The organism is Alterotamlana spongicola, from assembly GCF_035818475.1.
Taxonomy (GTDB): domain Bacteria; phylum Bacteroidota; class Bacteroidia; order Flavobacteriales; family Flavobacteriaceae; genus Cognatitamlana.
The window spans coordinates 1205247-1225001 of sequence record NZ_JAYMGV010000001.1; the positions used below are offsets into that span (position 1 = coordinate 1205247).

The following is a 19755-nucleotide window of genomic DNA, read 5'->3' on the forward strand; positions in this document are numbered from 1 at the left end:
AATTATAATTTAGCTTCTTTTTTTACTTGTGCCATTTCTAAATCTACTAATTTTTTCATTTCTTCAAAAACAGGAGAATTATCTATATCAATACAATTATTAGGAACTAAGATGCTTGGAATAATGTTAATAGTTTCTTCGCTATCATCTAATACTACGGTTCTTGCTTGCTTGTAGCCATCATCATCACAAACGTATGTTGCTCTTATTTCATAATCTCTATTACCAATAGAAAACCCATGCTTTTTTAATGCATCTTTAAATTCTTTTTTATCTATGGTATTATTACTACTATATTTAATATTACTTAGTTTAATCGTTGCTTGTCTAGCTTGTACCGAATTTGTATCAAAAACACTCCTTTTACTTACAAGAATAACATCTCTTAGTGATGAACGTCTCATAAATTCTTTTTGACGTTTTTTGGTTGTGGTCGCACTAACTTTACGACCAACTAAAGAATAATTATTCTCATTTAATACTTTCTTCAAGATAGCATCAAAAATTGGTTTAATACTAAGAGAGCCATATTTTTGTAAAAAGATATAACCTGATTTTGAATTTGCCGGTAACCATATACGAGCAAAAAACTTAAGTCCTATGGTTTCTTTATCAGACAACTCACTGGTATCTCCATTTTCATCAATAAGGTACTGCTTTAATCCTGTAATACCACCATTTATTAATATATCAATTGTTCTAGTATCTTTGTTAAATTCATTTTCTTCCAGAATAGCACCGTGAGTATTCTTATCATTTTTAAAAGTTCCTAAATCAAATACTTTTACAACATCTTGAACAAAACCTGTTTCAAATTTATTGTGTTCTTCTGGGTATGATTCACTTAAAAAAGTATTGTTATCGATTGCTTCTGAATCTTTTGAATGTCTTTTTTTTATTCTAAATGAGTACATTCCCAAGAATAAATTATGCGCCATATATTTTTATTTAAATATTTGTATTTGAAAATTAAACTATTCAATAAGTATATTTATAAACTAATAGTAAATATAGTTTATCTTATATAAACAAATTCTACGGAAATCCGCAGTGCTATTAACTTTTCAAGGAGAGGTTATAAATATACAACTTACATTTAAAATAAGAAATTAATTACAAAATATAATTGTTTTATTTTTTTGAAATTATTAAATCAAGTAGCTTAAAATGTTTATTGATAATGTCATAGAATGAAACAAACCTCATCAATTCTTTATTAAAATGGTTTGAAATAATAATATTATGGGAGCAAAAAAAGTTTAACAGAAATGTTGGCTTTTTTGTTAATGTTAGCTGTCATACTACATCACCAAGTTCTGCAAAAAGAATAATTGTATGTATGAAGTTAAAAATTGGGTTAAGCACATGGCTTCAAATTAGCATATATAATTTATATGTTATTTTGACGAAAATCTTCAGTTATTTTGAAACCAACACTAGCTTTATGTTTTTCGTTTTTTTTCTTCTCAATACTTGATAGACTTACCATATCTACTCCTAATTCACTCAATTTATTGTCAAGATATATCTTATTAACGACCCTTTCTTCAATTGGGAAAATGATATCTTCCTCATTAGCCAAGTGATTATCATAATTATTAAAAGGGATGAAGATTTGATATGAAATTATACCATAGGAAAGTAATAAAGTATAATAAGGCATTTTGTGAGTGTTTTTACATATCTTTTTTCTTAACAATACGGCTATAGGTTCTGGAAACATAGTTGGATTTCCACCGATTTTACGAAATACATTAAAAAAGGGATTGTTCTTATGTTGGGTAGAATTTTCAGACATTAACCAATTAACGGTGTTACTATATTCGGAGAACTCATCATCTGGCAACATGCATAAAGCTATCTTCACTAATGATTTATATACATCATGAGGTACATATGATGGCATTGTTACATTGATATTCATTCGTTCATTTTCTTCATCATAAACAAATGCATCTTCATTTTCTGGGTCATGGTTTTTCTGAACTATTGTTCCAAATTCTTTAGCTTGAAAATCACTTGTTTTAGTTTTGAATTTCGGAAAACCTTTTTTTCCTCTAATAGTTGAAAGGGTGTTAAATATTCCAGCAAAATTGAATAACGAATCTTCTAATTGACCGAAATATTGGTTGCAATTATCACATTCGAAATAGGAAAAATATTTCTTATTACCCATAAATTCTGGCATAATATGAGCTTTCATTTTAAATGTAGTTTCTTTTGAGTTTTTACCACAAAATCGACATTCTCTATCTTTTTTGTTTCCTAGAAATATTTTCTTTTCAGGGGTTAGTATATAAAAGCCATTATATGCTTTAGAAAATAAACTGTCTTCACCGACACATGGGATAATTGAAACTTTTGTCATTATTAAAGCACTTTTTTACGGATAATATTTTATAGATATTATTATCATTCAACTATTACTTTTATCTTTATTTAAGATAATAAATAAAAGTAAAAAAACTATGATAGAGAAGCATGAGTTTAATGGATTTACATATAAAATGGATACCATCAAAGGTGATTTAACAGGTTTTGAACTTGTTCACGGAAAGGCTAAACCAAAATCAATTTACAAATATTATGGGATTAGTTCGTTTTCTATCGATGCATTAAAGAATGGATATTTTTATGCTTCACATCCAATGGAACTCAATGACCATCTTGATTCAAGTAATTTTCTACTTGGAGCTTCTAAGCCAATAGATTATGAGTTTTATGAGAGGTTTTTAGGAGAAGCATATGGTAAAGAAATAGAACAATTGAAAAAGTATTATGATGATGACAGTGTGAGTAAAGATGGTATATTTTATTCAACAGGTTTCATATCAGAATTATGGCAAGTTATGTCCAACATTTTTGGTATAATATCATTAACAAGTCAAGATAAAAGCGATTTGATGTGGCCTCATTATACAAACGAAAAAGGTTTTCAAATAATGTTTGAGACTGAAGAATTGGAAACGAGTATTAAGGCGCAGATTGGTGATGACGAATGTCTAGGGTTATTTCCTATGAATTATTGTGAAAATCTTTACCCTATAGATTTAAGTGACTTTAGCTTCTTTCATACACCATTTTTATATTTAACTAATGTAAAAAAGAATTCTTGGGCTTATGAAGATGAATGGCGATTTATAGTAAGCAAAAAGAATATGGGTATTCCATTTAGTAAAGTTGGCTTAGACCCTAGGGATGACCATAAAGGTGATAAAGAAAATAGACGAGCTTATTACGATAAAAATATTATTAAAGAAATTACGCTTGGGAACAATTTCTTCACAGGAAGAGAATTTGACATTGATAGGAGTGCTAAAGACTTCATTATTGTTAAACCATTAAAGTCTAAGAATAATTGGAACTATCAAGACCACATAGACTTTTTAGAGTATGTCTATGAAAATTTTAGTGATAGATTATATTACTCAGGTAAAACTTTCAATATCAATGACGGTGACCAACCTTATCTTATAAGAACCAAAGAAAGGTTAGAAATTGAAAATTTAGGCGATAATAAGTATAAGTTAACTAGAACCAACGATTTTTATTGAAAATCTATACTTTTAAGAAAGTCATTAACTTAATCATAGTTTTTCGATTATTCGAAAGTTCTCGCAACTAGCATGAACTCAAAAACACTTACTATTACTCTCGTAGAATAAAGCAAACTTTGTCAATTCTTCATTAAACTGGTTCGACATAACCATATTAAGAGGAGCAAGTGTAAAAAGCCTTAACATCAAGATGTTGAGGCTTTTTTATTTTTTTTAGGCTCCATAGTTCAAGGGATAGAACAAAAGTTTCCTAAACTTTAGATCCAGGTTCGAATCCTGGTGGAGTCACTGTTTTTTACAAGACTTTTTTAATTTATACAATTCTCGATCCCGGAAAAGGGTAAAAAATCAAATATGCTGTTCTTTTTTAATACTAAACTATTTAAGAAACAGCTGCTTTAACCGCTTCAACAGTTTTTTTGGAATTTCCTATAAAAATTTGATCATCAACAATAATTACAGGCCGACTTAAAAAGGTATAATGCTCTAATATATAATGTTTAAAATCACGTTCTGTCAATTCCTGGCTTTTTAAGTCCATTTCTTTATAAAGTTTTGAACGCTTACTAAAAAGTGCTTCGTAGCTTCCTGCCAGTGCTTTCATCTGTTCAAGTTGTGCTACGGTGATCTCTTCGCTTTTTATGTCTTGTAGTATAAATTCAGAAGAGAGGTTAAGTTCTTTTAAAATTCTTGAACAGGTACTACAGGTTTTTAAATAATATACTTTTTTCATATTGTGTAATGTTTTAAAAAGCAAATTAAAACTATATTTATCGAAAATTTAAATAATATGGATTTTACATTTCAGGTTCTCAATAATATCAGAACAATCTTTAATAAAATTATTGAAAACAATACTTTAGAAGATCTAAATAAAGTGCCTAAAGGGTTTAATAATAATATTATATGGAATATTGGACATATAGTGGTTACTGAACAATTATTAGTGTATAAATTATCCGGATTAGAAACAGCACTTTCTGAAGAGATGATCAATAAGTATAGAAAGGATACAAAACCTAATGGGCATGTTAGCCAGGAAGAAGTTAATGAAATAAAAGGTTTATTGTTTTCTACCATTCAAAAAACACAAGACAATTATAATAAAGATCTGTTTAAAAACTATAATGCCTACACGGTTTCAACTACTGGTAATACATTGAATAATGTTGATGAAGCTCTGCAATTTGCAGTTGTTCATGAAGGACTTCATTACGGATACGTCATGGCTCTTTTAAAGGCTATTAAAAACTAAAAGAGATTCAACCTCATTAAAGGGGATTAAAAACTCTGTGATACCACTCAAATAAGGAGCAATTTCATAGGCATTGTATAGTAAAACCACACCATCTTCATTATAGGAGATGTTTTTGGGTAGATTAAATGTGTTGATGTCCAGGGCTAGGTCCTTATCAGAAACAGACTTTTGAAAATAAGGCTTAGCTATTTTGTTAAAGGCCATAAGATTATTGAACAGCTTTTCATTAGGAATCAAATGTCCTGATTCTGCTTCAAAATTTAAAAAGGAGATGTGTAATGAGCCATGGGCGCCTCCGGTGTTGACGTAAGATGTTATAGAAATACTAATAATTTCATCAGATTGGTATAATATTTCCCCGTCAATCTGTGCTTCCCAAACCTGAATGCTTTCAGGAAAATCCGTTTTAAAAGAGATATAGTCCGTATTAAAGCGTTTGATGCCTTCTTTAACTGAAGTTGCCGGATTATCAATATCATCAATATGCAATGCACTTATCACAAGTTTTTCTATCTCAGCATTTATTTGACCGGAAACCTTTTCATGGCCTTGGGCTTTAGGAATATTAATGTCTACAATATTGTTTTTAGGAACAGAAATATGGATTTCTGAAAAAGAAAGGCTAGGCTCTTTTTTACATCCTGAAGCAATAAGAAGAAAGCAACTGAATATGAGGACATTTTTTAGGCGCATTATTTTAAATTTAAAAAGGGAAATGACATTTGGTTTAGAACAGTAAATAGCAATAATGTTAGGGAATGTTGATGCGTGGTAGTTTAATCTAAATAAAAGATATAACCAACATTTAACCATAACAGCCAATCGTTATGTTTATTGGAGTCTAATTGATGATTAAGGCCATCAACCCAATCACTATTAAAATAATATTGGCCTCTAAGGTCCAGCATCAAATCAGAAACCTTGGTAAGCTTATAGCGAACACCAATACTTGTTACAAGAGACCATGTGCTTCCGGGTGATGCATCAACCGACCCCGGATCCCATAAAGGATAAAAATTACTGGCATCGGTAACATCTCCAATAGCATCTTGGTTTGGATTTTCATAAGTGGTACTGACTTCAGGAGTAAAATAAGTATAATGAATACCTAAGCTTATAAACGGTGCAAAACTATAAGCAAACCCTTGAAAATCACGAATACTCAAAGGGAAAAATTCAAGCTGGGTACCAATATCCAGATTTTTAGCTACACCTTTATGGCCTCTTAGCTGTTTAGCTCTCTCACTTTGCTTACTGGGGTCTACCCATTTTCCAAAATGTTCCAGATTGGTTCTGTTATATGACAATTCATTCCTTAATTTAAAATGGTCATTAAAATAAGTGTCGGTGGTATAACAGTTACAATCTGCGCTGTATGAGAAATTCAGATAATGCACTATTCCTATTCCATAACCCATATTTCCAAAGTTGGTTTTAGGGTTGTCTCTAATACCATAATCTGATCTAAATTGTACAGGGCCAGCTATAACACCCAGTTCATGAGAAAAGCTAAGTTGTGCATTTGAAGTGTATACTAAAACAAACAAGCAAAATGCAGAAGCAAAATGTTTCAATTTATGCATAAAGAGGTTTGTTTTTTGAGGCATTATCTCAAACAAATATATAAAAAGAGATTAAAGAAACAAATATTAAAAAGAGACTATAACTCAAATGAAAAATAAATATTGCGAAATATAAAATAAAGACTAATATTTTTTGAAGATAATGTATCTTTGCCTCAATAAATTAATTATTCAATAATTTTAATGCATTAATTGTGTCTATGAAAAGTAATGTTGAAGCATTTTTAGAACTGGTAAAACAAAGAAATGGAAATGAACCAGAGTTCTTGCAAGCCGTGGAAGAGGTTGCAGAAACTGTAATTCCTTATATCATCAAAAATGATATATATTATGGCAAAAATATTTTGCTCAGAATGGTTGAACCTGAGCGTGTAGTAATGTTTCGAGTTTGTTGGGTTGATGATGAAGGAGAAATTCAGGTTAACAGAGGCTATCGGGTTCAAATGAATTCTGCAATTGGTCCTTATAAAGGAGGGTTGCGTTTTCATCCTACTGTTAATTTAAGTATTCTAAAATTTTTGGCTTTTGAACAGGTGTTTAAAAACAGTCTTACCACATTGCCAATGGGAGGCGGAAAAGGTGGTAGTGATTTTAATCCAAAAGGAAAAAGCGACAACGAAATTATGCGATTTTGTCATGCATTTATGAGTGAATTGTTTAGACATATAGGACATAATACAGATGTCCCTGCTGGTGACATTGGAGTAGGAGCCAGAGAAATTGGCTTTCTTTTTGGAATGTACAAAAAGATAAGTAATGGGTTTACCGGGGTATTAACCGGAAAAGGAATGTCCTGGGGAGGTTCATTAATTAGACCAGAAGCAACCGGTTACGGGACAGTATATTTTGCTCAAAAAATGCTTCAAACCAAGAATGATGATATAGAAGGGAAGGATGTGGTAATTTCCGGATCCGGAAACGTGGCGCAATATGCTGCAGAAAAAGTACTCCAGCTTGGCGGTAAGGTTTTAACACTGTCTGATTCCTCAGGATATATATATGATGCAGATGGTATAGATGCAGGAAAGTTAGCTTACGTTATGGAGCTAAAAAATATAAAAAGAGGCAGAATTAAGGAATACTTAGAAGTTTATCCCAATGCCAAATTTGTAAAAGGAGAAACGCCCTGGGGTGTTAAATGCGATATTGCATTACCTTGTGCTACACAAAATGAACTCAATGAAAATGATGCAGAAATACTTCTAAAGAACGGTTGTACTTGTGTAAGTGAAGGGGCCAACATGCCCTCTACTAAAGAAGCCATATTGGCATTTCATAAGGCTAAAATATTATTTGCTCCAGGTAAAGCTTCTAATGCCGGAGGTGTTGCAACCTCAGGTTTAGAAATGACTCAGAATTCTTTAAGGTTTAAATGGTCAAGAGAAGAAGTTGATAATAAGCTTAAAGATATCATGTCTGATATTCATGCATCTTGTTTAGAATATGGTAAGGATGAAAATGGCTATGTAGATTACGTAAGAGGGGCCAATATAGCTGGTTTTGTAAAAGTGGCAGACGCTATGTTAGCTCAGGGTATTGTATAAAGAAAAATCAAACAAATATAAAAAAGCTTCCTAATTCAGGAAGCTTTTTTGTTTAAAGTATATTATTTTAAACTAAAACTCGTTAGTTATAAATATATTTGAATAACCAAAAAGTAAAAGTATTTATGTCCAAAAGAATAGTAATTTTTATACTTTGCTTATTTCCTTTATTGCAGTTCTCTCAGGATTTCTCTGCACAGTGGGAGGGACATTTTTCATATAATAACATAAAGGATGTTAGTCAGGGAAATAATAAAATTTTTGCAGCGGCCGATAATGCTATTTTTAGTTTTGATATTCAAACAAATGAAACTAAAGAGATTACAACTGTTAGTGGCTTATCCGGTGAAACCATATCAACCATTCATTATAGTGAAACTTATGAACTGTTAGTTGTAGGTTATGAAACCGGACTTATTGAAATAGTTTTTGATAATGATACCAAAGTAATAACTGTGGTAGATATTTTAGATAAGCCTACAATTCCGCCTAATAACAAAATGATTAACCATTTTAATGAATTTGAAAATGTTGTATATATATCAACAGGTTTTGGAATTTCTGTTTTTGATTTGGATAGGTTAGAGTTTGGAGATACTTATTTTATTGGTAGTGGAGGGTCTCAAATACCAGTAACCCAAACTACCATTTTTGAAGGTTTTATTTATGCCTCGTGTTTTGCGGGTAACGGTATAAAAAAGGCAGATGTTTTAGACCCTAATTTAATAGATTCCAGAAATTGGCAAACTATTGGTTCTGGCAATTGGATGAGTATAGAAGCTCAATTGGATAAATTATACGCTACAAATACTAACAGGAAAATTTATAGTGTGGTAAATGATGTAACCAATGAAATATTAACCTATACAAACACGCCATTAGATTTAAGATCAGTTAATCAAAATTTGATTGTTACAACACAAGATGAAGTTTTTGTTTATGATGTAGATTTTAATGTGATTTCTCAGGTGGGGATCGATCCCCTTTTTGAGACTTCATATCGTGTAGCAACAGTAGATCAGGACAATATTTATATTGGGACTAAAGACTTTGGTGTGCTGAAAACGCCTCTTAATAATCCTATTGTTTTTGAAGAGATTCATCCGGATGGCCCTCTGCTGAATATCCCATTTTCTATTCAGGCAGAACCAAATGGATTGTGGGTAACATTTGGTGAATATAACCTGTTTTTTAACCCTTATCCTTTAAATAGCAGAGGGATAAGCCATTTAAAGGATGATGAGTGGATCAATAACCCTTATAGTGAAGTTTTAGAGGCTAAATGTTTAAATTCAATTGCCGTAAGCCCCTTTAATAATACTCAGGTGTTTTTAAGTTCTTTTTTTAATGGATTATTAGAAGTTAATGAAGACATTCCAACTATTTTATATAATGAAACCAATAGCGGCTTAGAATCTTTGGTTTTACCAGATAATCCGGATTATATAGATATCAGGGTTGGTGCTTCGGCTTTTGATAACAATGGATTACTTTGGACCATTACCAGCAGAATTGACAGACCGTTAAAATCTTATAACCCTAATAATAATCAATGGGAGTCTTATAGTTTTACTGATATTATTCCGGATGGCTTTTCTGATGAACTGGGGTTTAAGGACTTGGTCATTGGTGATGACGGAACCAAATGGGTGGCTGGTTACAGAAATGGCCTTATTGGGTTTAATGAAAACAGAGGCAATACACTTATAAAAAAAATAGAAGAGGAAGACCAAAACATGCCAACCGATTTTGCAACCGCATTAGCAATTGATAACCGAAATCAATTATGGATAGGCACTTTCAAAGGGCTTAGAGTTTTATATAATACTTCAAATTTTTTCACAGATGATAATATAAGAGTTGAAGAAATTATTATAGAAGAAGATGGAATTGCTAAAGAGTTGTTATTTCAACAAAATATAACGGATATTGAAGTAGATGGTTCTAATAATAAATGGATAGGAACTTCAGATTCCGGGCTGTTTTATTTTTCCCCTGACGGTCAAAAAACCATATTTCACTTTACAAAGGATAATTCACCATTACCATCAGATGGGATAAGAGATGTCTCAATTGATGGGACAAAAGGAATAGTCTATATTGCCACAGAAAAAGGTTTGGTTTCATTTCGTTCAGGAAGTTCCAGTCCTATTGAAAATTTAGAAAAGGCTTTTGCGTATCCAAATCCGGTAAGGCCCGGGTTTAATATGCTTGAAAAAAAGATTAAGATCAAAGACATTTCAGAGCATGTAAATATTAAAATTACCGATATTGAAGGTAATTTAGTTGCCGAGGCACAATCAAGAGTTAACCAACGTCACAACGGTTATAATCTTGAAATTGACGGCGGTACCGCTTATTGGAATGGGAGGAATCTGGCTAATAATACAGTAGCATCAGGGGTGTATCTTGTTATGCTATCAGATTTAGATACTTTTGAAACCAAAGTCATAAAACTAATGGTTGTTAGGTAATGATTATTTCTACTCAGGCTATTGTATTGTCAAAGTTAAAATTTAAGGATCATGATTTAATCGTTAAATGCTATACACAACAAAAAGGCGTGGTTAGCTTTTTATTAAGAGGGGTGTTAAAAAGCAAAAAAGGACAATTAAAAGTGGCGCACTTTCAATTGTTATCTCAATTGCAAATAATCATGAATTTTAAGAATAACAGATCCTTACAGCATATAAAAGAGGCTAAGCTCAGTTGTATGTACGTTAGTTTACATACCCATGTATTAAAAAGTGCAATAGTTATGTTTTTATCAGAAGTACTGAACAGTACGTTGCAGGAAGAAGAACAAAATGAAAACCTGTATAGTTATTTGGAAAATACATTGTTATGGCTGGACTCTCAATCTGAATATTCTAATTTTCACTTGCTGTTTTTGCTAAAACTGACCAAATATTTAGGGTTTTATCCAGACGTAACACATATTGATTACCCTTATTTTGATCTTATAGAGGGGAGGTTTAAGTTGAAAACGGTAAATAAATATAGTATAGCAGGAGAAAATATAGTACTTCTAAAACAGCTTTTAGGCACAACATTTGATGCATTACCAAATATTAAGATCAATGCAAAACAAAGACAATCTTTTTTAAGTATGATTTTGCTTTATTTTGAACTACATTTGGGGAGTTTTAAAACGCCTAAATCACTACAAGTTTTTAATCAAGTTTTTAGTTAAAACATGAAACCGTTTTCTGCTCTTTTACTCTTTCTACTTGTTACAATATCTTTTCAGGCTCAAAATGTAAAAGTTTTAAACAAAATAACTAAGGAACCTATATTTGGAGTAGCTATTTATAATTTAGATAAATCTAAAAGCACCGTTACTAATTTTAGAGGAGAAGCAGAACTAAGTGAGTTTTTGGAAACAGAAACCATTTATTTTAAACATTTATCACATGTTTTAAAACAGCTTACCAAACAACAATTGGGAACTTCTAATAAAATATATTTAGAATCAAATACCCAGGGGCTTCGGGAGATTGTTATATCGGCTTCAAAATTTCAACAGAGTAAAAAAGATATTCCTCAAAAAATAATTAGTATAGATTCCAGAAATATTGAGTTTAATGTACCACAAACCAGTGCAGATGTATTGGAAAACTCAGGACAGGTTTATGTTCAAAAAAGTCAATTGGGGGGAGGTAGTCCTATGATTAGGGGCTTTGCAACTAACAGGTTGTTAATCACCGTTGATGGTGTAAGAATGAATAATGCTATTTTTAGAGGGGGCAATCTGCAAAATGTCATTTCAATTGATCCGTTTTCTATTCAGAGTACAGAAGTGACCCTGGGATCTGGTTCTGTAATTTACGGAAGTGATGCTATTGGTGGGGTGATGAGCTTTTATACTCAAAAGCCATTGTTATCCTATACAGATTCCTTGAATTTTAGTGCTAATGTTTTAGGGAGGTATGCGTCTGTCAGTGAAGAAGGAACGGGGCATTTTGATTTCAATTTAGGATATAAAAAATGGGGTTTGGCAACAAGTGTTAGTTATACCAATTTTAATGATTTAAAAATGGGAAGGCATGGGCCCGAAGATTATTTGAGATTTGAATATATTGAAACTGTTGGAGGTCTTGATAAAATTGTTAAAAATAGTGATCCGCTAACACAAAGGTTTTCTGGTTATAATCAAGTTAATGTGATGCAAAAAGTGCGTTTTGAGCCCTATGAGAATTTAAGTTTTGACCTGGGATTATTTTATACCGCTACATCCAATATTCCAAGATATGACAGGTTGCTCCGCTATAGAAACGATGAACTGCGTTCTGCTGAATGGAATTATGGGCCACAGCAGTGGTTTATGACCAATCTACAGGTAACAAAACTAAGCAGCGGATCAAATTTGTATGATAAAATTAAAGCCACTATAGCCTATCAAAATTTTCAGGAAAGCAGAAGCGATAGAGATTACCAATCTTCAATACGAAATGTAAGAGAAGAAGCTGTTGATGCGTATTCTTTTAATATAGATTTAGAAAAAACACTTAGCCCTAAAACAAAGGTGTTTTACGGAGCAGAATATGTTTATAATAAAGTGATGTCTCTTGGACAAGAAGAGGATATTTCAAATAATACAACTACTAAAACGGTTTCTCGGTACCCGGATGGAGCCACCTGGCAATCTGCAGCAGTTTATTCCAGTGTAAAATATAAGCCTAATGCTAAGTTTGTTTTTCAATCAGGATTAAGGTTTAATCATATTATTTCCAGGGCTGATTTTATTGAAAATAATGCATTTTTAAACCTGCCTTTTGACAGGTCAGAAAACAGGTCTAGTGCGTTAACGGGAATAGCTGGCATAAGCTGGTCTCCAAACAAGATTTTGCAGTGGAAGTTAAATGCGTCATCAGCTTTTAGAGCCCCTAATATTGATGATATAGGGAAAGTATTTGATTCAGAACCCGGCTCTGTAGTGGTTCCAAATGAACATTTAAAACCGGAATATGCCTATGGTGGAGAGCTTGGATTAAAATTAGATTTTGATAATAAGCTTATATTGGATATGAATACGTACTACACGTATTTAGACAATGCATTGGTACGTAGGGATTATAGTTTAAATGGGGAAACAGAAATTATTTATGATGGTGAATTAAGTAATGTCCAGGCTATACAGAACGCTTCAAAAGCCTGGATTTACGGATTTGAAATAGGATTAAAACTAGCTCTGACCAATCAGCTTGATTTAAGTGCTCAGTACAATATTACTGGAGGAACTGAATCTGAAGGGAATATAGAAGTCCCGGTAAGGCATGTAGCACCAAATTTTGGAAATACGCATTTAACCTGGACTGATAAAGCGTTAAAATTAGACCTGTTTGCCAGGTATAATGGTGAGTTGTCATACAATCAATTAGCTCCATCAGAAATTCAAAAAGACTATATTTATGCGTTAGATGCCAATGGAAACCCTTATAGTCCATCCTGGTACACCCTTAATTTTAGAACCCAATATCAGGTAACAGCCTCAACTTTGGTGACAGCTAGCATTGAAAATATTACGGACCAACGTTACAAAACCTATTCGTCTGGAATAGCTGCTGCCGGCAGAAATTTCATCCTGGCTTTAAAATATAGCTTATAAAATTTCTTATATAAGGAATACATAGTATTTACTCCACTCTAAATTAATATTGAAACTATTTTTTAATGACTTTTTGGGTTACCCGATCACCATTTGATAATGTAATTTTGACAATATATATACCATGTAAATGAGGTAATTTATAAGTTTCAGAACTGCGGATACCGCTTAATTTGTATAATTGCCTTCCTGAAAGATCAAATATTCTAACAGTTTTAATTTTTAAGTGATCAGAGGTTGAGATTTGTATGTGATCATCATCTAAGGCTTTAATGTTTACAACATCAGTATTATTGGCGTCTGTTTCATTCACAGTTAAGGTATTGGCCTGAAAAACAATTTCAAAGCGTTCGTTAAACTCACCGGCATCAGAGGTAAATGTATAATCTGAGGACGATAGATCATGTATTCTATTTAATGTGTTATCTTTTAGGTATATGGGGTTTTTAGCTAAAAAATTGCCTTTGGTCTGAGCGATTGAAAATTTGTAAATGGTTGGCGTATTAACGTTAGTTATGTAACCTAGCTTAATAGTTTCATTTTTATTAATACTATTAATATGCTTACCCTGAATTGCATATTTTGCATCTTGATTTTCTATGGATGAATATAAAATTGAAGTAAACCCGGGAGAAATTAATTTAGGAGCATCAAAAGCATGGCCGTCATAATTATCTGTGGCATTATTAACATAACCAACCAGTATTTGATTAAAGATACCGTTATCAGAGGTTAAATTTACCCAAAGCCTGTTTTCTAAAGAGTTTTGGGTACTTGATTGTTTTGAGTTTGCACTTTTAAAAAACTGATTGTTACTAGAGTTATCAGGTGTTCGCATAGCATTGGTGAAAGTAGCCGTACCGGCCGACAAGGCCTTAACAAAAAAGCCCTGACCAGAAGGTACAAATCCATTAGGGATGGCAGTGGGAACTCCTCCTGCAGTGCCACCGGTACCAACAGTAAAAGTGGCATAATCATTAATATTGAAATTATATCTTTGATTTCCGGGGTTTGCTTTATCCGGAGGTGAGGCTTGAGACCAAAAGTACGCAACACCATCTATAATTGAAGCATTAGCATAATGAAAGGCTGCAAAGTCAATTGCAGAGGGATAGGGGTTTCCAATAAGGTTCAAGCGATTTCCGGTATTGGCAGCATTAAAGGTAATATTTACAGGTACATTACCAGTATTAAACGCCCCTTCAAAAGTAGCATAGTCTGCAGCATTAGGAACATAGAGTTGACCGGTTGTTACGGCATAACCTACTCCGGGAGTAATAGAGGTACTAAAAAAAGCTCTCTGCCAGTCATTGCCATCATCATCAATATTATCTCCATCGTTATCAATAAAGTTATTAGCATTAAACCAAAACCGTCTGCCTATGTTAGGAAATACATTTCCAATAGTTTCCCCAGCTACAGGTGAGCTCCAATAGGTATAATAATACCATTCTGCCTTAGGAGGAGTTTCTTTATTGACCTTGGCCAACCCTCCGGGATTTACAGTAAATGTTCCCCCTGATCTGTTTTGAACAAAATTACCCTGAGTTTCAACGATTAAAGTACCATCTACAGTAACCTCATTTTGTATGGCAAGATAAGTACCATTTTCAACAGTTAGTGTAACCCCGGGGTCAATGGTCAAACTACAGGCATTGAAATTACCAAGGCTTGTACTGTAATCAGAAGAAATTATAACAGCTGTGCTTAGATTGGGAGTACCAATCCAGCTACCATTGTACGTGACGGTTGAGGCACATGTACCGACAGCTGAGCAAGTATATGTACAGGTTCCAAAAACAGGCCTGTCAGCAACAGTATTTGAATTTGTTTGATACCAGTTGGTGGCATTAACGTTGGCTGCGGTTTCTAAAATAAGCTCCAGATTAGAGGTTTCGGTACACAAATATTCATGATTGTCAAAATTACCTAAGTCAATAGCGGTAATACCTTCTGTTAAACCGGGAGGTACTGCGCTATCGTCTCCATTGGTGCCATCTACGGCATCTGTCCACCCGTTGGCATTTGCAAAATGTACTGCGTATAGAAATGTTGGATTAACAAATAGACTGCCCTGATAGGCAATGAGTTGATCTCCGGGTACGTATCTGAAAAGAAAGCCATTCTCAGTTTCTACAGCACTGCCTGTAGAGGCCGAATATGTATTTGATCCGGTGTCTGTAATAACTATTTCTGTACCACATGACAGATCAGATGCTGCCGTCCAGGTTACAATCCCTTCAGGAGTGGGCTGGCCTGAACCACTTAATATAACCCCACCTTCTACATGCCAGCTTTTGTCGGTAAAACCAATTTCAGTACCACTAAGCACATCGGTTAGTAAAAGAAAAGAAAATTCATTAGGCGGACGAGCATTCACCCCGGTTATAACAAGGTCGCCTTCTTCCAGGGTAGTTTGTCCAAAACTTAAACTACATATTAAAAGCCAGGCTGATAATACAACAATTTTTTTCATAGCTATTAAGTTTTAAAAATCTGAGGATTTGGCTTTTTATAAGTATGGAATAGTATATTCCTTTTTTAACACGTAATTACCGTAGCCTCGTTAACAGAACATTCGTTTTAGTCAGGCTATTGATTTACCCTACAAAATTATAGCTTAAGGTGTTTTTAAAATTTACCATATGGTAAGTAACGGTGAAATGCTTAAATATTCGATAATTGTGATTTTGATATTATGTTCCAAATTTCCTTCCTTGCAGTATAGCTTTTACCTTGTGTTTTGTAAAAAACTAAGATTTGGCTTTTATAACTTTTTATGTGTTTTGTTTGTTTATCCTTGTTATTTTTGAAAACATGCAGCAATTAAAAAAAACATATACGTTACAAGAAGCTACCAAAAAACTGGAGCATTATTGTGCGTATCAGGAACGTTGCCACCAGGAGGTTAGGGCAAAGTTAGAATCCATGTATATGATACCTGAAGCCATAGATGTGGTTATAGTTCATCTTTTGGAGCATAACTTTCTTAATGAAGCACGTTTTGCCAAAGCATTTGTAAGCGGTAGGTTTAAAATAAAACATTGGGGGCGCTGCCGTTTAACTATAGAGCTAAAGAAACGAGGTATATCTGAAATTAATATCAATCAGGCACTGGCAGAGATAGAGGAGGAGGACTATATTGAGGTTTTTACAGGTTTAGCTGAAAAAAAAGTAAAATCTATAAAAGAACATAACGTTTTTAAGAAGCGTAAGAAATTTGTTGATTATTTCCTGTATCGTGGCTGGGAGTCTTATTTAGTGTATGAAAAAGCTAATGAGCTAATTAAATAATTGAGGTTTATCTTAATTGCAGGAAGTGAAAGCTCATAAAAAAAGCAATCTGAATAAACAGATTGCTTTTTTAAAAATGATAATAAGGTCTTATAAACTAAAAGCAGCACCAAAGCTAATAGTAAACTGATTGTGTAATTTTTCAGCCGGAGTTAAAGTACCGGTGTCATATTTAGCTAACGGGGTGTTAAGCTCTGTATAAAGGCCAAAACCGCTGGTAAAAAAATAACGCATACCTAAATGGCCTCCAAAATTTTTAAGACTAAAATTTAATCCCGGGTAAATATCAAAGTTTTCATCAATGTTTAAAACATTGCCAAGGTTGGCATTAAAACGTCCTTTTACATCAAAACGGTGTTTGAATTTAGCATTTATAGCATCTTCAACACTTAAAGCGTAAGTTGAAGACACGCCTAATGAGATGTTCTCTCCAAGGCCAAAATCATAACTGGCATTAATACCCGTTGCATTGCTTTGAACATTTGCACCTACTTGAAACTTGTTGTCATTTGCACCAATATATGCCTGAGAATTTACTAGAGAAATACTTAATAGAGTAGCTAATAAAATTAATTTTTTCATGGTCTATGTCTTTAATTTAAGTCGGCAAAGATATTATAAGTTTATTAAAAACAAACTTAAATTTAAAGCTGTTTATGGGTTCTTATTACAGCTTGCTCATTTTTCCAATCAATCCATTGCTGGCCTTTAATTCTGCGCATTAAATTATCATAATTACGCATTACAAGAACGTTGTAAACGGCTTTGCCAAAGTTTTTAGGATGTCTGGCAATAGCTCTCAAACTCATTGAAAAACCAGGTGTCACATAACGCATATAATGCCAATACCCTTCAGGGATGTATAAGACTTCGCCATGATTGAGTTGCGTTTTAAAGCCTTTAGCTTTTTTTAGCATAGGCCACTTTTCAAAATCAGGGTTATTAAAGTCAATATCTTCTCTGGTGATTAAGGAATGTGGAATTTTATAAAGGAAATCATTTTGTGTTTGGTCAAACAAAATACATTCTTTCTTACCTTCAAAATGAAAGTGAAAAATATTGGCCAGATCAATATCATAATGCATGAAGGTGTATGAATCACGTCCACCAAAAAATAGCATAGGTATGCCTTTCATAAGGCGTAATCCAAAATCAGGAAATGTAAAATCCTTTTGTAATTCGGGTATTTCTTTAAGGGCATTCCACAAAAAAATACGAAACTTAGTAGGTTCACGTTTTAGTAAATCAATATATTCACTAAGTTTCATCCTGGCATGTGGCTCATTAAAACCATCTCTGTAATCTACCGGCCTGTCATCATAAAGCGGAACTGTTAAATCACCACCAACACGTTTCATATAGTCTAAATTCCACTTAGTATAGGCGGGCCAATCTTCAATAAAATTCTCAATAACCACAGGCTTTTGTGGCTTAAAATAGAGTTTTAAAAAATCCGCTTTGGTAATGGTTTTTACCCGCGGAACGGTTTGTAAATTTAAAGACAAGGTTTTGTTTGTTTGATAGGGTAAAGTTAATAAATCAGTATTAAATTGTAAATTTATTTTTAGGGTTCACCTGCCTTTATCCTGGATGTATTTGGAGAACAGGAGAGGGGCTTACGTGTGTGTAAGGGCGCTATCTTTTTAAACTACAAGATAACATCAAACAAGGCTATTGTTTTAGTCCTTAACTCAATAAAATAGAACTATTAAAATGTAATTACTTTGTAATAAAAGAGCTCTTTTATTTTAAAACTTTGGACTTTGCTTTAGCGGCTTCATTACGTTCAATAGTATGGTCCGGGCGTGTCCATTTAGGTTTTTCTCCCAAAGATTTATATTGAGAATCTTCAGATTCAATCGTTTGTGGCTGCACTTTTTTGGTAAATGGCTTTTGAGGCTTCATCCCCAAAAGAGCAAACATTTCCATATCTTCATTCACATCAGGGTTTGGAGTAGTTAATAGCTTATCTCCCGCAAAAATAGAGTTAGCCCCTGCAAAGAAGCACATGGCTTGTCCTTCTCTGGTCATCTGTGTTCTACCGGCACTTAAGCGCACCTGAGTTTCCGGCATTACAATTCTTGTAGTTGCTACCATACGTACCATATCCCAAATAGAAACAGGTTTTTGATCTTCTAAGGGGGTGCCTTCAACAGCTACTAAAGCATTAATTGGTGTTGATTCCGGTTGCGGATTTAAAGTAGAAAGTGCTACAAGCATACCCGCTCTGTCCTCTTCACTTTCTCCCATACCAATAATACCACCACTACAAACGGTAACATTGGTTTTACGAACATTATCTATAGTATCTAAACGGTCTTGATAACCACGGGTAGAAATAACCTCTTTATAGTATTCCTCTGAAGAATCCAAGTTATGGTTATAGGCATATAATCCGGCTTCGGCTAAACGCTTGGCCTGGTTTTCGGTAACCATACCAAGTGTACAACAAACTTCCATATCCAGCTTGTTAATGGTACGAACCATTTCTAAGACCTGGTCAAACTCTTCACCGTCCTTAACATTTCGCCATGCCGCACCCATACAAACACGAGAGCTACCGGTTGATTTGGCACGTAAGGCCTGAGCTTTAACCTGTTGAACAGACATTAAATCGTTGCCTTCAATATCAGTATGATAACGCGCTGCTTGCGGGCAATAACCACAATCTTCAGAACATCCCCCGGTTTTTATAGATAATAATGTTGAGACCTGAACCGTATTAGGGTCATGGTGTAACCTGTGTACAGTAGCCGCCTGGTAAAGCAACTCCATAAAAGGTTTGTTATATATCTCTAAAATTTCTTCTTTAGTCCAGTTGTGTCTAGTCTCGCTCATAATTAGGATAGTTAATCAACGCCAAAAATACTAATTAAATAACACAAACATTTATTTTTTAATTATTAAGTAT

General features: G+C 33.4%; 16 protein-coding genes and 1 tRNA gene. 8 read left to right on the forward strand and 9 right to left on the reverse strand.

Annotated features, from left to right (window positions below; all coding sequences use genetic code 11):
• Positions 1 to 2: 2 nt before the first annotated feature.
• Both VOI54_RS05375 and VOI54_RS05380 read right to left on the reverse strand, forming a co-directional pair.
• Positions 3 to 938, reverse strand: coding sequence for a hypothetical protein (locus VOI54_RS05375; RefSeq protein WP_326281692.1), 936 nt, complete (start codon positions 936 to 938; stop codon positions 3 to 5).
• A 452-nt stretch (positions 939 to 1390) separates the two neighbouring features.
• Positions 1391 to 2368 (reverse strand): HNH endonuclease, encoded by a 978-nt coding sequence (locus VOI54_RS05380; protein WP_326281693.1) that lies wholly within the window; start codon positions 2366 to 2368, stop codon positions 1391 to 1393.
• A 100-nt stretch (positions 2369 to 2468) separates the two neighbouring features.
• On the opposite strand from VOI54_RS05380, the gene VOI54_RS05385 reads away from it, so the two are divergent.
• Positions 2469 to 3554 (forward strand): DUF2971 domain-containing protein, encoded by a 1086-nt coding sequence (locus tag VOI54_RS05385; protein WP_326281694.1) that lies wholly within the window; start codon positions 2469 to 2471, stop codon positions 3552 to 3554.
• A gap of 219 nt (positions 3555 to 3773) precedes the next feature.
• Positions 3774 to 3845, forward strand: a tRNA-Arg gene (locus VOI54_RS05390).
• A 94-nt stretch (positions 3846 to 3939) separates the two neighbouring features.
• Here the strand turns inward: VOI54_RS05390 and VOI54_RS05395 are convergent.
• Positions 3940 to 4290 carry an arsenate reductase family protein gene (locus VOI54_RS05395; protein WP_326281695.1) on the reverse strand — a complete coding sequence of 117 codons (351 nt, stop codon included), beginning with the start codon at positions 4288 to 4290 and terminating at the stop codon, positions 3940 to 3942.
• 57 nt (positions 4291 to 4347) lie between these two features.
• On the opposite strand from VOI54_RS05395, the gene VOI54_RS05400 reads away from it, so the two are divergent.
• Positions 4348 to 4812: a DinB family protein gene (locus VOI54_RS05400; RefSeq protein ID WP_326281696.1), complete on the forward strand. Its 465-nt coding sequence runs from the start codon at positions 4348 to 4350 to the stop codon at positions 4810 to 4812.
• Here the strand turns inward: VOI54_RS05400 and VOI54_RS05405 are convergent.
• Both VOI54_RS05405 and VOI54_RS05410 read right to left on the reverse strand, forming a co-directional pair.
• Positions 4792 to 5508: a DUF3298 and DUF4163 domain-containing protein gene (locus VOI54_RS05405; RefSeq protein WP_326281697.1), complete on the reverse strand. Its 717-nt coding sequence runs from the start codon at positions 5506 to 5508 to the stop codon at positions 4792 to 4794. The two genes, VOI54_RS05400 and VOI54_RS05405, sit on opposite strands and share 21 nt — an antisense overlap.
• Before the next feature lie 83 nt (positions 5509 to 5591).
• Positions 5592 to 6398: a THC0290_0291 family protein gene (locus tag VOI54_RS05410; RefSeq protein WP_326281698.1), complete on the reverse strand. Its 807-nt coding sequence runs from the start codon at positions 6396 to 6398 to the stop codon at positions 5592 to 5594.
• 200 nt (positions 6399 to 6598) lie between these two features.
• Between VOI54_RS05410 and gdhA the strand changes: the two genes are divergently transcribed.
• From gdhA to VOI54_RS05430, 4 genes are all read left to right on the forward strand, one after another.
• Positions 6599 to 7942, forward strand: coding sequence for an NADP-specific glutamate dehydrogenase (gene gdhA, locus VOI54_RS05415; protein ID WP_326281699.1), 1344 nt, complete (start codon positions 6599 to 6601; stop codon positions 7940 to 7942).
• A gap of 125 nt (positions 7943 to 8067) precedes the next feature.
• Entirely contained in the window at positions 8068 to 10416 is a 2349-nt protein-coding gene (gene porZ / locus VOI54_RS05420) for a type IX secretion system anionic LPS delivery protein PorZ (protein ID WP_326281700.1), read from the forward strand.
• Positions 10416 to 11135, forward strand: coding sequence for a DNA repair protein RecO (recO, locus tag VOI54_RS05425; RefSeq protein ID WP_326281701.1), 720 nt, complete (start codon positions 10416 to 10418; stop codon positions 11133 to 11135). Before porZ ends, recO begins: the two co-directional genes overlap by 1 nt.
• Before the next feature lie 3 nt (positions 11136 to 11138).
• The gene (locus VOI54_RS05430) at positions 11139 to 13550 is read left to right on the forward strand and encodes a TonB-dependent receptor (RefSeq protein WP_326281702.1); all 2412 of its coding nucleotides are present in this window, start codon (positions 11139 to 11141) and stop codon (positions 13548 to 13550) included.
• Between the two features lie 55 nt (positions 13551 to 13605).
• On the opposite strand, the gene VOI54_RS05435 is transcribed toward VOI54_RS05430, so the two are convergent.
• Positions 13606 to 16026, reverse strand: a complete 2421-nt coding sequence (locus VOI54_RS05435; RefSeq protein ID WP_326281703.1) for a RemA C-terminal-like gliding motility protein — start codon at positions 16024 to 16026, stop codon at positions 13606 to 13608.
• Positions 16027 to 16367: 341 nt separating this feature from the next.
• On the opposite strand from VOI54_RS05435, the gene VOI54_RS05440 reads away from it, so the two are divergent.
• Positions 16368 to 16844 carry a regulatory protein RecX gene (locus tag VOI54_RS05440; RefSeq protein ID WP_326281704.1) on the forward strand — a complete coding sequence of 159 codons (477 nt, stop codon included), beginning with the start codon at positions 16368 to 16370 and terminating at the stop codon, positions 16842 to 16844.
• A gap of 90 nt (positions 16845 to 16934) precedes the next feature.
• Here the strand turns inward: VOI54_RS05440 and VOI54_RS05445 are convergent, their stop codons facing one another.
• From VOI54_RS05445 to bioB, 3 genes are all read right to left on the reverse strand, one after another.
• Positions 16935 to 17426 carry a DUF6646 family protein gene (locus VOI54_RS05445; protein WP_326281705.1) on the reverse strand — a complete coding sequence of 164 codons (492 nt, stop codon included), beginning with the start codon at positions 17424 to 17426 and terminating at the stop codon, positions 16935 to 16937.
• 62 nt (positions 17427 to 17488) lie between these two features.
• Positions 17489 to 18349 (reverse strand): cupin-like domain-containing protein, encoded by an 861-nt coding sequence (locus VOI54_RS05450; protein WP_326281706.1) that lies wholly within the window; start codon positions 18347 to 18349, stop codon positions 17489 to 17491.
• Between the two features lie 238 nt (positions 18350 to 18587).
• The gene (gene bioB / locus VOI54_RS05455; protein ID WP_326281707.1) at positions 18588 to 19682 is read right to left on the reverse strand and encodes a biotin synthase BioB; all 1095 of its coding nucleotides are present in this window, start codon (positions 19680 to 19682) and stop codon (positions 18588 to 18590) included.
• Positions 19683 to 19755 lie beyond the last annotated feature (73 nt).

Bases quoted from the DNA above. Each gene is read 5' to 3' on its own strand.
- VOI54_RS05410 (WP_326281698.1), bottom strand. From the start codon at position 6,398: ATGCATAAATTGAAACATTTTGCTTCTGCATTTTGCTTGTTTGTTTTA.
- VOI54_RS05395 (WP_326281695.1), bottom strand. From the start codon at position 4,290: ATGAAAAAAGTATATTATTTAAAAACCTGTAGTACCTGTTCAAGAATT.
- gdhA (WP_326281699.1), top strand. From the start codon at position 6,599: ATGAAAAGTAATGTTGAAGCATTTTTAGAACTGGTAAAACAAAGAAAT.
- VOI54_RS05435 (WP_326281703.1), bottom strand. From the start codon at position 16,026: ATGAAAAAAATTGTTGTATTATCAGCCTGGCTTTTAATATGTAGTTTA.
- porZ (WP_326281700.1), top strand. From the start codon at position 8,068: ATGTCCAAAAGAATAGTAATTTTTATACTTTGCTTATTTCCTTTATTG.
- VOI54_RS05375 (WP_326281692.1), bottom strand. From the start codon at position 938: ATGGCGCATAATTTATTCTTGGGAATGTACTCATTTAGAATAAAAAAA.
- VOI54_RS05440 (WP_326281704.1), top strand. From the start codon at position 16,368: ATGCAGCAATTAAAAAAAACATATACGTTACAAGAAGCTACCAAAAAA.
- VOI54_RS05400 (WP_326281696.1), top strand. From the start codon at position 4,348: ATGGATTTTACATTTCAGGTTCTCAATAATATCAGAACAATCTTTAAT.
- recO (WP_326281701.1), top strand. From the start codon at position 10,416: ATGATTATTTCTACTCAGGCTATTGTATTGTCAAAGTTAAAATTTAAG.
- VOI54_RS05405 (WP_326281697.1), bottom strand. From the start codon at position 5,508: ATGCGCCTAAAAAATGTCCTCATATTCAGTTGCTTTCTTCTTATTGCT.
- VOI54_RS05430 (WP_326281702.1), top strand. From the start codon at position 11,139: ATGAAACCGTTTTCTGCTCTTTTACTCTTTCTACTTGTTACAATATCT.
- VOI54_RS05380 (WP_326281693.1), bottom strand. From the start codon at position 2,368: ATGACAAAAGTTTCAATTATCCCATGTGTCGGTGAAGACAGTTTATTT.
- VOI54_RS05385 (WP_326281694.1), top strand. From the start codon at position 2,469: ATGATAGAGAAGCATGAGTTTAATGGATTTACATATAAAATGGATACC.
- bioB (WP_326281707.1), bottom strand. From the start codon at position 19,682: ATGAGCGAGACTAGACACAACTGGACTAAAGAAGAAATTTTAGAGATA.
- VOI54_RS05445 (WP_326281705.1), bottom strand. From the start codon at position 17,426: ATGAAAAAATTAATTTTATTAGCTACTCTATTAAGTATTTCTCTAGTA.